Source organism: Nocardioides marinquilinus, from assembly GCF_039543705.1.
GTDB classification, from domain to species: Bacteria; Actinomycetota; Actinomycetes; order Propionibacteriales; family Nocardioidaceae; genus Nocardioides; species Nocardioides marinquilinus.
Genome location: NZ_BAABKG010000001.1, coordinates 966,398 through 983,124, shown reverse-complemented (window position 1 = coordinate 983,124; position 16,727 = coordinate 966,398). Strand labels below are relative to the sequence as shown.

The 16,727-nt window shown below is 74.3% G+C and carries 14 protein-coding genes; 7 read left to right on the top strand and 7 right to left on the bottom strand.

All coding sequences use genetic code 11. The features are described 5' to 3' along the window. Nucleotides 1–18: 18 nt before the first annotated feature. Nucleotides 19–300: a DUF4287 domain-containing protein gene (locus tag ABEA04_RS04745; protein WP_345455048.1), complete on the top strand. Its 282-nt coding sequence runs from the start codon at nt 19–21 to the stop codon at nt 298–300. A gap of 85 nt (nt 301–385) precedes the next feature. Here the strand turns inward: ABEA04_RS04745 and ABEA04_RS04740 are convergent, their stop codons facing one another. Further along, complete coding sequence (locus ABEA04_RS04740; protein WP_345455046.1) at nt 386–769, bottom strand: hypothetical protein; 384 nt, start codon at nt 767–769, stop codon at nt 386–388. 221 nt (nt 770–990) lie between these two features. After that, nucleotides 991–1,854, bottom strand: coding sequence for an SDR family oxidoreductase (locus ABEA04_RS04735; protein ID WP_345455044.1), 864 nt, complete (start codon nt 1,852–1,854; stop codon nt 991–993). A 110-nt stretch (nt 1,855–1,964) separates the two neighbouring features. On the opposite strand from ABEA04_RS04735, the gene ABEA04_RS04730 reads away from it, so the two are divergent. Then, entirely contained in the window at nt 1,965–2,345 is a 381-nt protein-coding gene (locus tag ABEA04_RS04730; RefSeq protein WP_345455042.1) for a winged helix-turn-helix transcriptional regulator, read from the top strand. Here ABEA04_RS04730 and chrA read toward each other — a convergent pair. After that, nucleotides 2,342–3,715: a chromate efflux transporter gene (chrA, locus tag ABEA04_RS04725; protein ID WP_345455040.1), complete on the bottom strand. Its 1,374-nt coding sequence runs from the start codon at nt 3,713–3,715 to the stop codon at nt 2,342–2,344. The two genes, ABEA04_RS04730 and chrA, sit on opposite strands and share 4 nt — an antisense overlap. A gap of 124 nt (nt 3,716–3,839) precedes the next feature. Between chrA and ABEA04_RS04720 the strand changes: the two genes are divergently transcribed. Next, nucleotides 3,840–4,586, top strand: a complete 747-nt coding sequence (locus tag ABEA04_RS04720) for a response regulator transcription factor (RefSeq protein WP_345455038.1) — start codon at nt 3,840–3,842, stop codon at nt 4,584–4,586. A gap of 9 nt (nt 4,587–4,595) precedes the next feature. After that, nucleotides 4,596–5,906, top strand: a complete 1,311-nt coding sequence (locus ABEA04_RS04715; RefSeq protein WP_345455036.1) for a sensor histidine kinase — start codon at nt 4,596–4,598, stop codon at nt 5,904–5,906. On the opposite strand, the gene ABEA04_RS04710 is transcribed toward ABEA04_RS04715, so the two are convergent. Further along, complete coding sequence (locus ABEA04_RS04710; protein WP_345455034.1) at nt 5,851–6,549, bottom strand: phosphatase PAP2 family protein; 699 nt, start codon at nt 6,547–6,549, stop codon at nt 5,851–5,853. The two genes, ABEA04_RS04715 and ABEA04_RS04710, sit on opposite strands and share 56 nt — an antisense overlap. An 18-nt stretch (nt 6,550–6,567) precedes the next feature. Continuing rightward, nucleotides 6,568–7,875 (bottom strand): COG4705 family protein, encoded by a 1,308-nt coding sequence (locus tag ABEA04_RS04705; protein ID WP_345455032.1) that lies wholly within the window; start codon nt 7,873–7,875, stop codon nt 6,568–6,570. A 466-nt stretch (nt 7,876–8,341) separates the two neighbouring features. Between ABEA04_RS04705 and ABEA04_RS04700 the strand changes: the two genes are divergently transcribed. The 3 genes from ABEA04_RS04700 to ABEA04_RS04690 all read left to right on the top strand — a co-directional run bounded on the left by ABEA04_RS04700 (nt 8,342) and on the right by ABEA04_RS04690 (nt 11,432). Continuing rightward, nucleotides 8,342–8,851: a sigma-70 family RNA polymerase sigma factor gene (locus ABEA04_RS04700; protein WP_345455030.1), complete on the top strand. Its 510-nt coding sequence runs from the start codon at nt 8,342–8,344 to the stop codon at nt 8,849–8,851. A gap of 34 nt (nt 8,852–8,885) precedes the next feature. Next, nucleotides 8,886–9,971, top strand: a complete 1,086-nt coding sequence (locus ABEA04_RS04695) for a hypothetical protein (protein WP_345455028.1) — start codon at nt 8,886–8,888, stop codon at nt 9,969–9,971. Between the two features lie 243 nt (nt 9,972–10,214). Beyond that, nucleotides 10,215–11,432, top strand: a complete 1,218-nt coding sequence (locus ABEA04_RS04690) for an HNH endonuclease signature motif containing protein (RefSeq protein ID WP_345455026.1) — start codon at nt 10,215–10,217, stop codon at nt 11,430–11,432. Between the two features lie 225 nt (nt 11,433–11,657). On the opposite strand, the gene ABEA04_RS04685 is transcribed toward ABEA04_RS04690, so the two are convergent. Together ABEA04_RS04685 and ABEA04_RS04680 are read right to left on the bottom strand one after the other, a co-directional pair. Next, nucleotides 11,658–15,014, bottom strand: a complete 3,357-nt coding sequence (locus ABEA04_RS04685) for a S8 family peptidase (RefSeq protein WP_345455024.1) — start codon at nt 15,012–15,014, stop codon at nt 11,658–11,660. Continuing rightward, a complete protein-coding gene (locus tag ABEA04_RS04680; RefSeq protein WP_345455022.1) occupies nt 15,011–16,582 on the bottom strand; it encodes a hypothetical protein in 1,572 nt (523 codons plus the stop codon). The genes ABEA04_RS04685 and ABEA04_RS04680 overlap by 4 nt, the downstream gene beginning before the upstream one ends. Between the last annotated feature and the right edge of the window lie 145 nt (nt 16,583–16,727).

Below are 16,727 nucleotides of genomic sequence, written 5' to 3'. Positions count from 1 at the left end.
CCACCCGCAGGAGACCCGATGTCGTTCCAGGCCTACCTCGACGCCGCCGAGAAGAAGACCGGCCACACCCCGCAGCAGCTGGTCGACCTCGCGCACGAGCGCGGGTACGGCACCGAGACCAAGGCCGGCGAGATCCTCACCTGGCTGGCTGACGACTTCGGACTCGGCCGCGGCCACGGGATGGCGCTCGTGCACGTGATCAAGAACGGCCCCACCATCAGCGACAAGCACGTCGGCACCACCGGCACCCACCGCGACGAGTCCACCGAGCTGCGCCTCGACGGCCTCGCGAACCGCTGAACCTGGGATAGATAGACACCTGGTCGACGTCGGCTGCAACTCGGACGTCGACCAGGTGTCCATCTACCCGGCGGACGCGCGGGCCTCAGCCACAGACCACGCGACCACCGGCGAGACGACGAGCGGCGACCGTCGCCACAGCACGTCCGCCGTTGTCAGGTTCAACGATCACGCCACGCTTGCTCGCGACGCAGAAGCCGTCGTATGCGCGCACAATCCGCAGCCAGGCCGCCTGCTCCCTCGGACCACGGAAGGTCAGGACAACGACCTTCCTGCCACGCAGCCGGCACTCCGCAGCATCGAACGACGGTGCGACGACGGTGGTCTCGGTGAGCCGACAGCCGATCCGTTGCGCGACCGCCTCCGCATCTCGTCGGTAGGCGCTCTGTGCCTGACTACCCGAGGCCATCACCGTGGAGGCAAGCAGCATCGAGAGGACCACGACGACCAGCCTGGTTGCGAACTGCATGGGTGGACGGTCCCACTTCTCGCGGCCGCCGCGGGTGCGATTCCCCGCAACCGTGCCTCTCCGCCAGACGCGGGTCGATCACGGGCACTGAGACGGGTCCGGGTAGATCGGTAGTCAGTCAACGTCCGAGACACCCCCGGACGTTGACCTGGTACCGATCTATCTGCCGCGAAACCCCCCGTCCACGGCTGCGCAGTCGCACGACCGAGCCCGGGGGTAGATCAGCCGACCAGCGCCGGCGCCCGGCGGACGGCGTCCGCGAGCGGGGTGGTGGGGCGGCCGATGAGGGTGCTCAGCGCGCGGCCGTCGTCCTCGAGCGCGCCCGCGGCGACACCGGCGTCGCTGTCGGCGAGCATCGCGGCGACCGGCTCGGGCAGCCCCGCCTGCTGCAGGGCGGCGGCGTAGTCGGCCGGCGACAGGTCGGAGTAGACGACCTCGCGGCCTGCGGCCTCGCCCAGCGCGGCGGCGTACTCGGTCATGGTGAACGAGGTGTCGCCGGCGAGCTCGTGGACGTCGCCCGGCGTGCCCTCGAGGAGCGCGACGGCGGCAGCCTCGGCGTAGTCGGCGCGGGTGGCGGCCGAGATGCGGCCCTCACCCGCGGCACCGAGCACCGCGCCGTGCTCGAGCGCCGAGCCGGCGTTCTCGGTGTAGTTCTCCAGGTACCAGCCGTTGCGCAGCAGCACGTGCGGGACGCCGCTCTCGGCCAGCAGCCGCTCGGTGGCGACGTGCTCGGCGGCGAGGCCGAGCGGGGAGGAGTCGGCGCGCAGCAGGCTGGTGTAGGCGAGCAGCTCGACGCCGGCCGCCGCCGCGGCCTCGATGACGGTGCGGTGCTGGGCCACGCGCTGCCCGGGCACGCTGGCCGAGACGAGCAGCACGCGGTCGACGCCCTCCAGCGCGTCGGCCACCGAGGCGGCGTCGTCGTAGTCGAGCCGGCGGGTGGTCACGCCGCGGTCGGCGAGGTCGGCGATCGCGCCGGTATCGCGGGCGGTCGCGACGACGTCGCCCGGTGCCACGCCCCGCTCCAGCAGGGCGAGGACGGCGAGCCGGCCGAGGTGGCCGCTGGTGCCTGTGACGAGGTAGGTCATGGAGAGCTCCTGGGGTGCGGGCCCCACGTCGGGGCCGATCACCCGCCTAACCCCACTGCACGCTCGATGCTTTCCGATCTGCAGTACCCACTAATAAGTAAGGTAGGGGCATGCCGTCCATCCCCGTCCTCGCCGGTCTCTTTCCCGACGGCCAGTTCACCGCCGACTGCCCCACCCGCGTCGTCCTCGCCCACGTCACCGGCAAGTGGGCGCCGCTCGTGCTCACCGCGCTCTCCGACGGCGAGCCGCTGCGCTGGAGCGAGCTGCGTCGCCGGGTGCAGGGCGTCAGCGAGAAGATGCTCGCCCAGGTGCTGCGCACGCTCGAGGACGACGGGTTCGTGCGCCGCGAGGCCCGCCCGGTGGTGCCGCCCCACGTCGAGTACTCCCTCACCGCCGACGGCGTCGAGCTGGTCGAGCGGCTGCTGCCGCTGATGACCTGGATCGCCGAGCACGTGGGTCGGGCCGGCGACCTGGCGCAGCGGTCGGCCTAGCCCAGCAGCCCGACGACGACGCCCACGGCGGCGCACAGCCCGAGCGTGCGCAGCGGGCTCCACCCGAGCCGGAGGACCAGCAGCAGGGCCAGCGCGGTGATGGCGAGGGGCGCGGCCTGCACCGAGCCGAGCACCGGCAGCTCGAGGCGCAGCGGCCCGTCGGTGAGCGTGGTCGTCTCGTCGAACAGGGTGTGGGTGGTGAAGAAGAGCGCGAGGCTCGCGATGACGCCGACGACGGCCGCCGTGATGCCGCTCAGCGCGGCGGCGAGCGACCGGTTGCCGCGCAGCCGCTCGACGTAGGGCGCGCCGAGCAGGATGAACAGGAAGCACGGCACGAACGTCACCCAGGTCGTGAGCAGCGACGCGACGACCGCTGCGACCCACGGGTCGAGCGGCCCCGGGTCGCGGTAGGCGCCGACGAAGGCGACGAACTGCACCACCATGATCAGCGGGCCGGGCGTCGACTCGGCGAGCGCGAGCCCGCGCACCATCTCGCCCGGCATGAGCCAGCCGTAGGTGTTCACCGCCTGCTGGGCGACGAAGGCGAGCACGGCGTAGGCGCCCCCGAACGTGACGACGGCCGCGCCCGAGAAGAACAGGCCCTGGTCGACGTACACGCTGTGGGCGCCCAACAGCAGCGCGGCCAGCAGCACCGGCGCCGCCCACAGCCCGAGGCCCACGGCGAGGACGACGCCCGCCCGCCGCGCCGAGGGCCGCTCGCTGTGCAGCGCGTCGTCGCTCACCAGTGGCGCGGGGCCGTCGTCCACGGACGGCGCCCGCGACGCGGTCAGGCGGGGCACGCGCCGTCCGAGCAGCCAGCCGGCGAGCGCTCCGACCGCGACGACCGCCGGGAACGGCACCGCGAAGACCGCCAGCGCGACGAACGACGCCACGGCCAGCGCGACGAGCCCGGGGTGCGTCAGGCCCTTGCGGCCGACGCGCCACACGGCCTGCGCCACGATCGCCACCACGGCGGGCGCGAGACCGAGGAACAGCGACTCGACCACCGTGGTGTCGCCGTAGCCGACGTAGACCGCCGACAGCGCCAGCAGCGCCACGACCCCGGGCAGGACGAACAGCACGCCGGCGACGAGCGCGCCACGGACGCCGTTGAGCAGCCAGCCGACGTAGGTGGCCAGCTGCTGGGCCTCCGGGCCCGGCAGCAGGGTGCAGTACGACAGCGCGAACAGGAACCGCTGCTGCCCGATCCACCGCTTCTCGTCGACCAACGTGCGCTGCATGACCGCGATCTGCCCGGCCGGACCGCCGAAGGTCTGCAGCGAGATCGCGAACCAGGTGCGCGCCGCCACCCGCAGCGGGACGACGTCGCCTGGCCGTGCGCGGGCCTCGCCGTCCCCCGCCGCGGTCACGCCCGCATCATGCCGCGCCCCGGCCCCGGCCGACGTGGCAGGATGCACAGGTCGGTCGGTCCGCTGCGCCGTGTCGTGACGCCCCGCACCGGCCGGCGGCGATCAGCACGGGTGACGGAGCGCGATGAACCTGACCGTGGGCGTCTGCGAGGACGATCCGGCGCTGCGCCGGGTGCTGCGCCGCGCGCTGCAGCTCGCCGGGCACGACGCGGTGGTCGCCCACACGGGCGGCGAGGCCCTGCGGCTGCTCGGCCCCGGGGCGGCGATCGACGTCATCGTGATGGACATCGGCCTGCCCGACGCCGACGGGCGCGACGTGTGCCAGGCGCTCAAGAGCGCCGGCCAGGAGGCCCCGGTGCTCTTCCTCACCGCGCTCGACGCCGTCCACGACCGGCTGGCCGGCTTCAGCTCGGGGGGCGACGACTACGTCGCCAAGCCGTTCGAGATCAAGGAGCTGCTGGCCCGGGTCGCGGTGCTGGGACGACGCGGGCGGCAGCAGACGGCGGCGGACGACCGCCCCGGGTTCCTGCTCGACCCCACCCGTCACTCGGTGCGCACGAGCACGCACGAGGTGGACCTCTCCCCGACCGAGTTCCGGATGCTGGCCGCGGTCGCCGCCCGGCCCGGTGAGGTGGTGAGACGTCGCGCCGTCGTGGCCGCCGCCTGGCCCGACGGCGCGGTCGTCAGCGAGAACACCGTCGACTCGCTCATGCGTCGGGTCCGAGCCAAGCTCGCCCAGGCCGAGGCGCCCGCCGTCGTCGAGACGGTGCGCGGCGTGGGCTTCCGGCTGCGCCGCACCGGCGACGCCGGGGACGCCGGGCACGCCGGGCACGCCGGGCACGCCGGGCACGCCGGCACGAGCGAGCGGTAGCCGCGACCCGTGCGACCCTCCCTGCCCTCGCGCTCCTTCCGCACGCAGCTCGTGGCCTCCACGGTCGCGGTGACGACCCTGGGCGTCCTCGTGCTGACCGTGGTCGTGCAGGTGGTGCTGGCACGGTCGACGCTCCGCAGTCTCGACACCGTGCTCGAGGACCGGGCCGAGGCGGTCGTCAGCGCCGCCACGGCGGACTCCGGAGGACGACTGGTGGTGCCCGACGCGCGGCTGGACGCCGGGGTGGCCGTCTACGACCGCCGCGGGTCGCTGGCGGCGGGGAGCGTCCCGACGTCGGAACGGGCCGTCTACGAGCAGCTCTCGACCACCGACCGCCGCCGCCTGGTCGATCGTCCGGGGCCCGACGAGGGCCGGGTGCTGGCCGAGCCGTTCACCACCCCGGACGGCGCGGCCGGCGTCGTCGTAGTGACCGAGCGGCTCGCGCCGTACGAGCGCGCCGAGCGGCAGGCCCTCTACGTGTGCATCGGCGCCGGTCTGCTGATGGTCGTGGCGGCTGCGGGGCTGGCGCAGTGGGTGAGCAGGCGCGCGCTGGCGCCGGTGGCGGAGATGGCCCGCGCGGCCGAGGAGTGGAGCGAGCAGGACCTCGGGCACCGCTTCGGGCTCGGGCCGGGTGGCAACGAGATCGTGGGTCTCGGCCGCACCCTCGACCGGCTGCTGGAGCGGGTGGCGAGCGCGATCAGGTCCGAGCAGCGGCTGACCTCCGAGCTGGCGCACGAGCTGCGCACGCCGCTGGCCGCCGTGCAGGCCAACGCCGAGCTGCTCGCGATGCACGACGACCTGCGGCCGGTGGCCCGGGAGTGCGTCGACGAGATCGTGCTCTCGGTGCACCGGATGGGCGCCACGATCGACGGGCTGCTCGAGCTGGCGCGCACCGAGGCCGCCCAGGCCCTCGCCGGAGCCTGCGTGCTCCGGGACGCCGTCGAGGAGGCCGCGGCGCAGACCGGGGTCGTGGTCGAGAACGAGGTGCCGGGCTCGCACCGGGTCCGGATGCCGCAGGCGCTGGTGGTCCGCGCGGTCGCGCCGGTGCTCGAGAACGCCGGGCGGCTCGCCGGGCACGTCGTGGTCTCGACCTCGGCCACCCGGGAGGGCTTCGTCGCCGTGCTCGTCGACGACGACGGCCCCGGCATCGCCGACGACGACCGCGAGCGCGTCTTCGAGCCGGGGGTCAGCGGCGGGGGCGGGTCCGGGCTGGGTCTCGCGCTGTCGCGTCGGGTGGCTCGGAGCCTGGGCGGCGACGTCCGGGTCACCGACGGTCCGATGTCGACGAGGGTGATGATCGAGCTTCCCGCCGCCACGTGAGACCCGGCGGGCCCGCGAGCACCAGGGCCACGCCCAGCGCCACGCCCGAGCCGAGCAGGACCCCGCCCAGGACGTCGCTCGGGTAGTGACGACCGAGGAGGACCCGGTCGGCGCCCACGAGGAGGACGAGCACCGCGACGTGGGCCGCGGCGACCGAGGCGGCACGCCGGGTGACCCGGCCGCCGTCCGCGAGCGCGACGACCACCAGGACGATCGAGACGCCGAGCGCCGCGGCCGACGAGGCATGACCGGACGGGAACGCCGCGCTGTGCAGCTCGTGCCCCGTCCACTGCCACGGCGGCCGGGGCCGGGCGACGAGCGTCTTCAACACGCCGGTGACGAGGCTGGTCACGGGGACCGCGACCGCCACCTGGACCGCGGCGCGGACCTCGCGGACCACGACCAGGGCCAGTGCGACCACGAGCGTGCAGACGGTCATGGCCGGCAGGGCGAAGCCGACCTCGACGTCGCGCAGGAAGGGGTGCAGGCCGTGGCCGGCGGCCCACGACGCCATCGGTCGACCGGCGCCGTCGAGCCCGTGCGTCCAGCCCGCCCCCACCGCGACGGCCAGGACGACGAAGGCGACGGCGAGCCCGGTCACCGCCGTGACGAGGTGCCCCGCCGGCCGCGGGACGGGAGCCATCTCGGCAGCCGTCCGGCCTCAGCCGAGGGTGGTGATCAGGGCGTCGAGCGCCTGGGTCTCGCTCTGCTGGTCGGGTGAGGACGCACGGACCGCGCTGAGCGAGGCGTCGATCTCGTGGTCGAGGTAGGTCCAGGCCCCGCAGTCGGCGTTGCTCAGACGCGGCTCGGCGTCGTCCCAGGCGGTCTCGAGGTCGGTGATGCGCGAGGCCGCGCCGGCCTGGTCGCCCTGCTGCACCAGGGAGCGGGTGGCGTCGGCGATCTGTCGGAAGGCGCTGACGTCGTCGGCCGGGAACGACGTCGCGGCCCGCTGGGCTGCTGCCGTCGCGGTGAGGTCGCCGCCGCCGGAGCAGCTCGCCGCGGCGCCACCCTCCTCCTCGTCCAACGAGCTCGTGTGGGGCTGGCTGTTGGCGTAGGCGAGCAGCCCGAACGTGGCGAGCCCGACCACGACGAAGGCGGCGAGACCGACGCGCTCGCGCGCCCGCTGCTTCTCGGTCGAGGGCGGACGGGTCGGCGCGGGGTGCCGCGCGGCGTCCGTGGTCGCCGGCTCCGCACCCTCGATGACGTCGACCTTGGAGACCGACAGGTAGACCACCGTGACCAGGATGGCGGCGAGGAAGACGAGGCTGGTGCCGAAGGTGCCCAGGCCGAGACCCTTCTCGCTGCTCGGAGTGGCGAGCCAGTCGCCGATGTTCGCCCCGAGCGGGCGCGTGAGGACGTAGGCGAGCCAGAAGCTCAGGACGGGGTTGGCGCCGTAGCGCCACAGGACGACGACGACGGCGATCAGGCTCAGGGGCAGCAGGACCGACGTGCCCGGACCCCAGCCGGTCAGCTCGAGCGTCCAGTCGCCGGTGGCGGTGCCGAGTGCGAAGGTCACCAGGACCGCGAGCCAGTAGAACGCCTCGCGCGGCGTCGTGACGATGCTGTGGATGGAGAGGGTGCGCTCCCTCGCGAACCAGACACCGAAGACGCCGACCAGCAGCAGCGTGAAGACCGTGGTGCTCACCCACAGCGGCACCCCGACCTGGTCGGTGAGGATGTCGGTGTAGAGGGTGCCCGTGACGCTGACGACCACCACGGTCGACCAGTACACGGCCGGCACGTACCGGGCCAGTCGCAGCTGCGTCGTGAGGACGACGGCGAGGACGACGGAGAACAGCACGGTCGTCGGCACGAGCCCCACCCCGAGGGTCTCGTTGACGTAGTCGGCGAAGCTCTCGCCGACCGTCGTACAGAGGATCTTGATGATCCAGAACCAGAGCGTGACCTCGGGGACCTTGTTCAGCAGCCGGCGTGGGTTGGCCCGCAGCCCGGGCGTCGTGGTGACCATGGCGGCAGCGTGCCGCCCGCAACCTGCCAACGACCTGACCGTCGATGCGGGTGCCGTCGCGACCGGACGGCGGGCCCGGCGGGCGAGCCGGCGCCGCTCGGCAGGTGGGAGGGTGGTGCCTCGCCGCACTCTCGGGCACGGCCGGCGTCGGCTGGTGACGCGGCACCGTCGGTCGTGGACGAAGGTGCCCACCCGACGGCCGAGGCGCATGCCCGAGCCACGCTGAGCGCCGGTCGGGACGCGGGACGACGCGTCGTGCACGTTCGTCCACGAGTCCGCGACGGCCCGTCCGATGCGCGGGGCCTTCGCGGAATCGCTGGACGTCGGCCCGTCAGGCGGTGGTGGGGCGTCTGATGGATGGGTGCACCGCGTCCGGCCGGTTCACGCGCATCGGCTGTTGCCGCGGTGCAACATTCTCCTACCCCGGCGCGTAGTGGTGGGTGTGGCAGTGGTGGAGGGGGAGCGGGTGGGCGACGCGGAAGCGGCCGCACGCGGCTTCGAGGGGTTCGTGCTGGCACGCGGGCGCGCGCGCCAGCGGTTCGCGTTCCTCCTCACAGGCGATCGCGACTACGCGCCCGACTTGGTGCAGGAAGCTCTGAGCCGGGCCTACCCGCGGTGGCGGTCGCTGCAGGCCCGGGGCACAGCCGAGGCCTACGTGAGGCGCAGCATCGTGAACGCCTCGGTGACGCGGTGGAGGAAGGAGCACCGCCTGGTCAGTGTCTCCGACACCGAGTCGCACGTGCGAGACCACGTTCCCGACGCCACGGTGGCGCGCGACGATGCAGATGTCGCGTGGAGGTTGCTGTCTTCGCTGCCGGCGCAGCAGCGCGCCGCGGTCGTGCTGCGCTACTACGACGACCTCACATTCAGCGAGGTCGCAGCCGTTCCGGGATGCCCCGAGAGCACTGCTCGTTCGCATGTCCGTCGTGCCATGGGCACGCTCCGTACGCAGCTCGTGGAGGACGCCGATGACTGAGGGACCAGAGCATCATGACCGCGCGGAGCTCGCGATGCGCCACGCGCAGGCCCGTCGCGCCGATGACCTCGAGCCTCGACAGCTCGTGGTCGGTCACCACGGTGGGCGCCGGATGACGATCCTGGGTGTCGTCGCAGCCGTCGCGGCGACGGTCATCGTCGCGGCCGCGGTGACCGCAGTCGTGCGAGCAGGCCAGGAGGGCACGCGGCCCGGCGCCGGTGCGACGCCCGCCACGATGGGCACACCCGCGCCGGAGGGCATGCGGTCGGTCTCCTTCGCCGATGTGGAGGTCGACGTGCCCGACACCTGGATCGACGACGATCCGCCCCGGTCTGACTGGTGTGCCGACGGTGCGCAGTTCACGGGACCGGACCAGCCCTATGTGGCACTCGATGCGGGGGAGGTCATGGTCGCTGCGATCGCCTGTCCGGACGCGGCGAACCCGCCTGGCTTCCCGGAGGAACCGGTCTCGACATGGGCACCGCACCTGTGGTTCGAGCAGTCATCCGGCGGGGTCGACGGGACGGAGACCTTCGCCGGCTGGACGCTGACCACCCGCACGGTGGGCGAGGTCACGGTGCGGCTCCTCACGGACGAGGCGACCGCGGACGACGTCGAGCGGATCGTCGGTTCCGTGCGACGGGTCTCGGTCGATGCGGCGGGCTGCGAGCCGACGTCTGCTGCTCAGGCGCGGGAGTTCGTGCGTCCGCCCGCGTTCGACGTGACGACGGTGCAGGCGACGGAGATCTCGGTGTGCAGCTACACGCGGACCGGGACGGAGCAGCCGGGACTGCTCGGCTCGCACGTCCTCACCGGCGACGACGCCAGCGACGTGCTGGCGGCCCTCCAGCAGGCGCCGGCCGGAGGCGGCCCCAACCGACCCGGTAACTGCAGTCCGGACTACACCGGCACCTCGGTCCTGGTGCTCCGGCTCCGCGACGGCCCTGCTGCGGTCGGGGACCTCATCGTCTACAGCGACTCCTGCTACGGCAACGGCGCGGACGACGGCACCACGGTCCGTGCGCTGACCCTCGACTCCTGCGCACCACTGTGGGGAGGCCGAGTCACCTGGCCCGGAGGCGACGGAACCACGTTGCGCGTGTGCCACCCCCGTCGGTGACCCGCGGCACTGGCGGGTCGCTCCTGAGGCGGCTGCCCGCCCGACCGCCCACAGGCCCTCGATCCAGAATCGATCCGAAGCGCCCGGACTGCCGACGTCGGGTGATCTCGTTGCGGTCTGTCGAGGGCGCTTTCAGAAAGCGGAGAATCGTCGGACGCGGTGCAACGAGCCGATATCCACACGTTGAACCTGGGCCGCGAATTCGACGGCCGAATTGTCAGTGGTGCCTGCTTGAGTATTCGCATGGCAAAGGGCGCGAACACCGTGGAGCCGGGGCATCCAATCCCGGCGGCGGTGGTGCGCGTTCTGGCCGAGATCGGGAACGTGGCGGACGCGCCGGCGTGGTCGCTGCGGAGTTCCGAGACGCGGGAGGCGTTGGTCGGCATCGCGCGGGCGCGGGCTGTTCTCGACGAGCTCGAGGCGCGGCTGCTTGCTGAGGGCGAGACGGCTGGTGCGTTCGGCGAGGTCGGGGCGACGTCGGCCGCGGCGTGGCTGGCGCACGCGACCCGGATGACGCGCCGTGAGGCGCGCCGCCGGGTGGCCCTGGCGAGCGCGCTCGGGCGGCACGAGACCACCCGCGAGGCGATGGCCGGTGGGCAGGTGCTGGCCGACCAGGCGACGGTGGTCTGCGAGGCCGTCGAGGCGCTGCCAGATGAGCCCGAGGTGCGACAGCGCTGCGAGAAGGAGCTCGTCCGCCTCGCCGAGCACCACGACGCCCGTGAGCTGAAGATCCTCGGCCGCCGCGTCCTCGAGGTCGTCGACCCCGCCGCGGCCGACGCCCACGAAGCGGCATTGCTCGAACGTGAGGAGAAGGCCGCAGCCCGGACGACGTCCTTCTCGATGTGGGACGACGGCGACGGCACCGTCCGCGGCCGGTTCACCCTCCCGGCGCTGCAGGGCGGGATGCTCCGCAAGGCACTCACCGCGATCGCCGCCCCCAAGCACCAGCGCGCGACCGGGCAGGCCTACGACCACACCCGACCCAGTCCCGAACGACTCGGCCAGGCCTTCGGCGAGTACGTCGCCCATTACCCCGCCGACAAGCTCCCCCACGCCGGCGGCATCAACGCGACCGTCGTGGTCACCATGACCCTCGACACCCTCAAGGGCGGGCTCGCTGCGGCCACCATCGACACCGGCGGCCGGCTCAGCGCCGGCGCCGTCCGCCGGCTCGCCTGTGAGGCCGGGCTCGTGCCCGTCGTCCTCGACGGGGGGTCCAAGCCGCTCGACGTCGGCCGGCAACGGCGGTTCCACACCCCCGCGCAACGGCTCGCCCTGACCATCACCCAGAAGCACTGCCAGGGTCCCGGGTGCGACGTCCCCGCCTGGCTCTGCCACGTCCACCACGACAACCCTTGGCACCGAGGAGGAGGGACCAGCGTGCGCGATGGGCGACTGCTCTGCCCCCGCCACCACACCCTCGTCCACCGCGACCCACCAACCCTGGTCCCGCGGACGTAGGCCACCGTGTGGTGGCCGACCCCTCGGACCCACCCGCCGGCCACCGACCGGGCGCTGAACGCGGCACGGGTCGGGCGTCGGCCCGTGACCGCGCTTGTTCGGACCGAGCCGGATGCGGCGTCAGGCACCCAAATTCGTCGCGCTCCCTCGTGATTTCACGACGTTCCAAGCCGCGCCCGACGGGGTGGGTGGGGACGACCCACCCCGCCGGGGAGCCGGACCGGCTCAGCGACCCCGCGGGGCGGGGGCGCGCCAGCCGGCGCCGCTGGTGCGGCGTCCGGTGGCGTCGTCGTGGGCGATCACCATCAGCCGGCCCGAGGCGGCCTTCGACGACGGCGCGCGGTTGACCACGACCGGCGAGCCGCCGCGCCGCACGGTGAACGCCGTCTGGCCCGAGGGCTGCGCGCCGCGGGTGAACCACACCGGCGGCTGGTAGACGTCGAAGGCGACCGGGCGGGTGCGGTCGACCACCTGGGGGTTGCCGTCGGCGTCGACCGGTGCGTACTGCGACTCGGTCGTCACCCAGTAGCGGATCGACGTCGCCGTGGTGTCGCGGGTGAAGCCGAGGGAGACGAGCGAGACCGGCAGCACGACGGTGTCGTTGTCCCACTGCCCGAGGTTGCCCTCGCCGAGCCCGTTGAGCGGCTTCTGGTCGACCACCAGCTGGGTGCCGACGTCGACGGTGGCGGCCACGGCGACGTTGCTCGCGCGGTCGTAGACCGCGTAGGACTGGAAGTCCGCGATCCCGTCGTCGTCGAGGTCGTAGTTGACGACCGGGTACGACGCGACGCCCATGGAGACGATCGGGCCGGCCATCCGGGCGCCGACCGCGAGCGTGCCCCGCGAGCGGTCGCGATAGCTCGGGGCGGTGGTGGTGGCACCCACCTCGAGCACGTCGAGCCCGGCGAGCGAGTCGGCCGCGCCGGCCGCCCGCGGCAGCCGCGGGCTCGTCGTCCCGGCGACGAGCGGGGTGACCCGCGAGCGCCAGGCCGCGACGCCCGCGCCCTGCTCGAGGTAGCGGCCGGCGAGGGGCAGCGGCGTGCGGGTGCGGCCGCGCTCGAAGCGCACCGGACCCGTCACCGTCAGGTCGCTGACCGGCTTGGGCGCGGCGAACACGGCGACCTGCAGCGGCGGGGTCGCGGCGTCCTCGGCGGGCGTGAAGGTGACCACGCCCGAGGTGTTCGGCACGTGCGAGCGCAGGCGGTCGGCGTCCTGGCCGGGGTCGAGCGTGCGGCGCAGCGCCTCACGGTCGGGGACGGCGAGGGTCACGGTGACCTCGGCGGTGCCGCCGGCCGGCACGGTGACCGAGCCGGGGCTCACCCGCACCTGCGCGCCGGGCGTGGCGACCCGCTCGCGCCAGCCGACGGCGAAGGTCTGCGCGTCGGAGCCGGTGTTGGTCAGCCGCAGGGTGCGCTGCTCGGAGACGCCGTCGCGGGCGACCTCGACCACGCCGAACGACGCCGTGACCAGGTCGGGGTTCTGCACCGACTCGACGGTGACCTCCGACTCGGTGGCCGCGAGGGCGTCGATGCGTCCGGTGCCCTGCATCAGGTTGGAGTAGGCGTGGCCGTCGGGCGCCGTCACCTCGTGGGCGGCGGTGTTCATGACCAGGGCCTTGATGCGGTGCGCCGTCCAGTCGGGGTGGGCCGTGCGGGCCAGGGCGACGACGCCGGCGGTGTGCGGCGCGGCCATCGAGGTGCCGCTCATCATCTCCTCGCCGGTGCCGGTGCCCACGCTGGCCGAGACGACGTTGACGCCGGGCGCCGAGACGTCGGGCTTGACGACGTCGGAGATCGAGCCGTGCACGCCGCGGGAGGTGAACGAGGCGAGGGTGTCGGCCAGGGCGGCGTCGTCCTGCTCGACGAGCTCGCGCAGGTCGTCGGCCATGCGCACCGCGAGCCGATCGGACTCCAGCGCCGGGCGCAGCTTCTCGGTCGTGGCGCGGTCGAGCTCGACGCCGGGGATCATCCCGTTGCCGGCGATGCCGCCCTCGAACCGCACGCTCGTGCTGCCGAGGACGACGCCCGCGGCGCCCGCCTCGTCGGCGTTGTCGAACCGCTGGGCCGAGCCGCAGCGCAGGGTCGGGAGGTCCCACTCGAGCCACAGGATGCGGCCGTCGATGCGGGCGACGTCCTCGGCGGAGATCGGGTCGCAGCCGTCGAGGTTGTCGGGCTCGGTCAGCGCGACCACCGGGCCGGCGATGTCGATGCCCGGCGGCTGCTCCTGGGAGTACTGCGCGAGGAAGGGGCCCTCGCCGGAGAGCTCGGACGGCGCCAGCACCTGCACGGTGTCGTAGCGGGCGAACCCGCTGGCGGACGCCGCCACCGCGAGGCCGGCGGGCGAGTTGCCGGGGCTGCCCGCGACGTCGGTGACGTCGCCGGAGTTGCCGGCCGAGATCACCGGCACCACGCCGGCGTCCACGAGCGCGTCGACCATGTCGTTCTCGGGGTCGTCGACCGGCGAGAACGACGAGCCCAGCGACATGTTGACCACGTCGATGCGGTTGCCCTCGGCGACCGAGCGGCCCACCCACTCCAGGGCGGCGCCGGCCAGGCCGGTGGTGCCGCCGAAGTCGCCGAAGACCTTGAGCGGCACGATCTTCGCGCCGGGCGCGGAGCCGGGGGCCACGTTCATCTCCCGGGCCTGCCCGGCGGTGAGGGTCGCGTAGTCGCCGGTGAAGGTGGCGCCGTCGGCCGTGACGCCGCGGCCGGCCGCCGTGCCGGCAACGTGGGTGCCGTGGCCGCCGCCGGGGCCGTCGATCGGGTTGGCGTCGGGGGTCGGCACGGCGACGCTGGCGCCGTTGTACTCGAGGCCGGCGAAGTCGTAGCCGGGCAGGACGACGTCGGGGTCGTAGGTGCCCTCGACCATCTCGAGGTTGCGGCCGGCGACGTACCAGTCGCGGCCGATGCCCGAGCCGCCGAAGTCGGCGTGGGTGTAGTCGACGCCGGTGTCGATGACCGCGATGACCTGGCCCTCGCCGGTGTTGCCGGTCGCGCGCCAGGTCTCGCTCGCGCCGGTCAGCTCGTTGCTGGGCGCGTTCTGCGGCCCGGCCTGACCCGGCTCGTCGAGGCGCTCGCCACGGGCGACGGGCTCGACGAGCTGCTTGGCGACGATCGGGGTGACGCTCGCGACGTCGGACCGCGCGGCGAGCGCGGCGGCCGCGTCGCCGTCGGCGAGGAGCGCCACGCCGGGCACGGTCCAGCTGGTCTCGTAGAGCACGGCGGCGTCGGCGTCGGCACGCCGGGCGACGCCGACCGCGGAGCGGGTGGCCCCGCGCACCTCGGCGACGCGCGCCCGGGCGGCGGGGGCGATGCGCGCGCCCCGGCCGGCCGCGCCCGCGGCCCGGTCGAGGGCGAGCGCGCCGCTGCCGCGGAACCGCACGAAGAAGGCGCTCGGCGCCGAGCCGGGCAGCAGGCTCGGGTCGAGCCGCTCGCCGACCCGCACCGGGGCGGGGGTGGCGGGCGTGTCGGCCTCGTCGGCCCCGGCGGGGACGGCGGGGCCGGCGACAGCGGCGGCCAGGCCGGCGACCACGGCGGTCGCGGTCGCCGCGGCCAGGACGCGGCGGGTGGGCTTCGGGCTCATCGGGTGACCTCCAGGGTCGATCGCTGGACGACGCTGTTCCACAGCCAGCCCTCGACCTCGACGCCCCACGTGCCGGTGGCCGGACGCCGGTCGGCGACGAGGTGGAAGCGGACGGTGCCGTCGGCGTCCGCGTGGCGGACGAGGGTGGTGATCGGTCGGGTGCTCATCGGGCGGCGGTAGCCGTCCTTGACGTAGAGCTCGACGACCTGGCCCGGGATGTAGCCGGTGCCGACGATGCGCACGCCCCGGTCGGGGTCCATCAGATCGAGCCGGCTGAGGCGGGGGCGACTCAGGGTGAGGGTCGGCTGCGGCGGCATCGTGCCGTCGTCCTCGGTGACGGTGAGGTTGCCGCGGGTGAAGTCCTGGGTGCGGGTGTTGAACACGCGCAGCTGGTAGCGGCCGGCGATGGCGCCGGCGCCGGCCACCGAGGTGCGGAAGCGACCCTCGCCGTCGGCACGGCCGCGGCCCAGGTAGTTGTCGATGCCCTTGGCGTCGCGCAGGAAGATGTCGAGCAGCGCGAAGGGCCTGACGCCGGTGATGCTGTAGACGACGCCGGCGTCGGCGGTGCCCGACTGGCCGCGCAGGTCGGAGACCGTGGTGCGGGGGGTGTCGAAGGTGACGGTGCCGACGCGGCGGTCGCGGCCGTCGACGGTCAGGAAGAAGTCGGCGTCGACGGCGTGCCCCGTGCGGCGTCCGAACATCAGGACGCGGTACTCACCGGGGGTCAGGCCGCCGGACGACGCCTTGAGCGCGTAGACGAACGACCCGTCGGCCCGCGCGACGAGCGGCCGCGCGCCGTAGAGGGGCAGCGCGTTCTCGTCGGGGTCGAACAGCACGGCGTCGATCGGCTCGCCGGGCTCGAAACCGGTGCCCCGGCTCACCACCGGCTCGTACTGCAGCCGCTCGCGGTCGACCCGGCTCGGGGAGGCGGTGCCGGTCTCGGCCCAGCCGTCCCAGCGCACGACCTCGACGGTCGTCGAGCCGGAGTAGCCCTGGAAGTTGGTGGCCTCGATGGTGTGGACGCCGAGGGCGGCGTCCCAGTCGGGCTGCCGGACGCGCACGGTCAGCGTGCCGTCGGGCTCGGCGATGCCCTGGCCGAGGACGACCGAGCGGCCGTCGGGGCCGTGGTCGACGAGCGTCGTCGCGTAGTAGCCCGGCAGGCCCTCGACGGTGACCGCGAGGCCCATCGCCCAGTACCAGTAGTCGGCGATCTGCTCGCTCTCCGGCGTCAGCCGCAGCTCGTAGGGGCCGAGCGGCTCGGGCTCCGCGCCCGGCTCGGCGGTCGGGGCGACGTCGGGCGCGACCGGGAGGGCGCCGGGCACGCTGGCCGGCTGCGGCACGAGGGCGGCGCGGCTCGGGCCGCCGAGCCAGCGGGCGGGCCGCGGCAGCGTCGTGCCCGAGCCGAACGCGGGTGCGCCGGGCCGGTCAGCGTCGTCGGCGTGCGCGGCACCGGACGGCGCCGCGGTCGGGGCGGCCAGGGCAGCCGGCGCGACCAGGGCGAGCGCCAGGGCCGCGGTGGCGGCCGCCGCTGCCGCGCGGCGCCGGGGCGCACGGGCGAAGAGGGTCATCACGGGACTCCAGAGGGGTGTGTCGCTGGTGGACGGGCGGAACATAAGTCGCCACCGAGCCCCCTGTACCGCCTCATCCGGCCATCGCCCGATCCGGCCGCGAACGGGGTGGACGGGCCGCTCGCGACCGCCGCCTAGGCTCGGC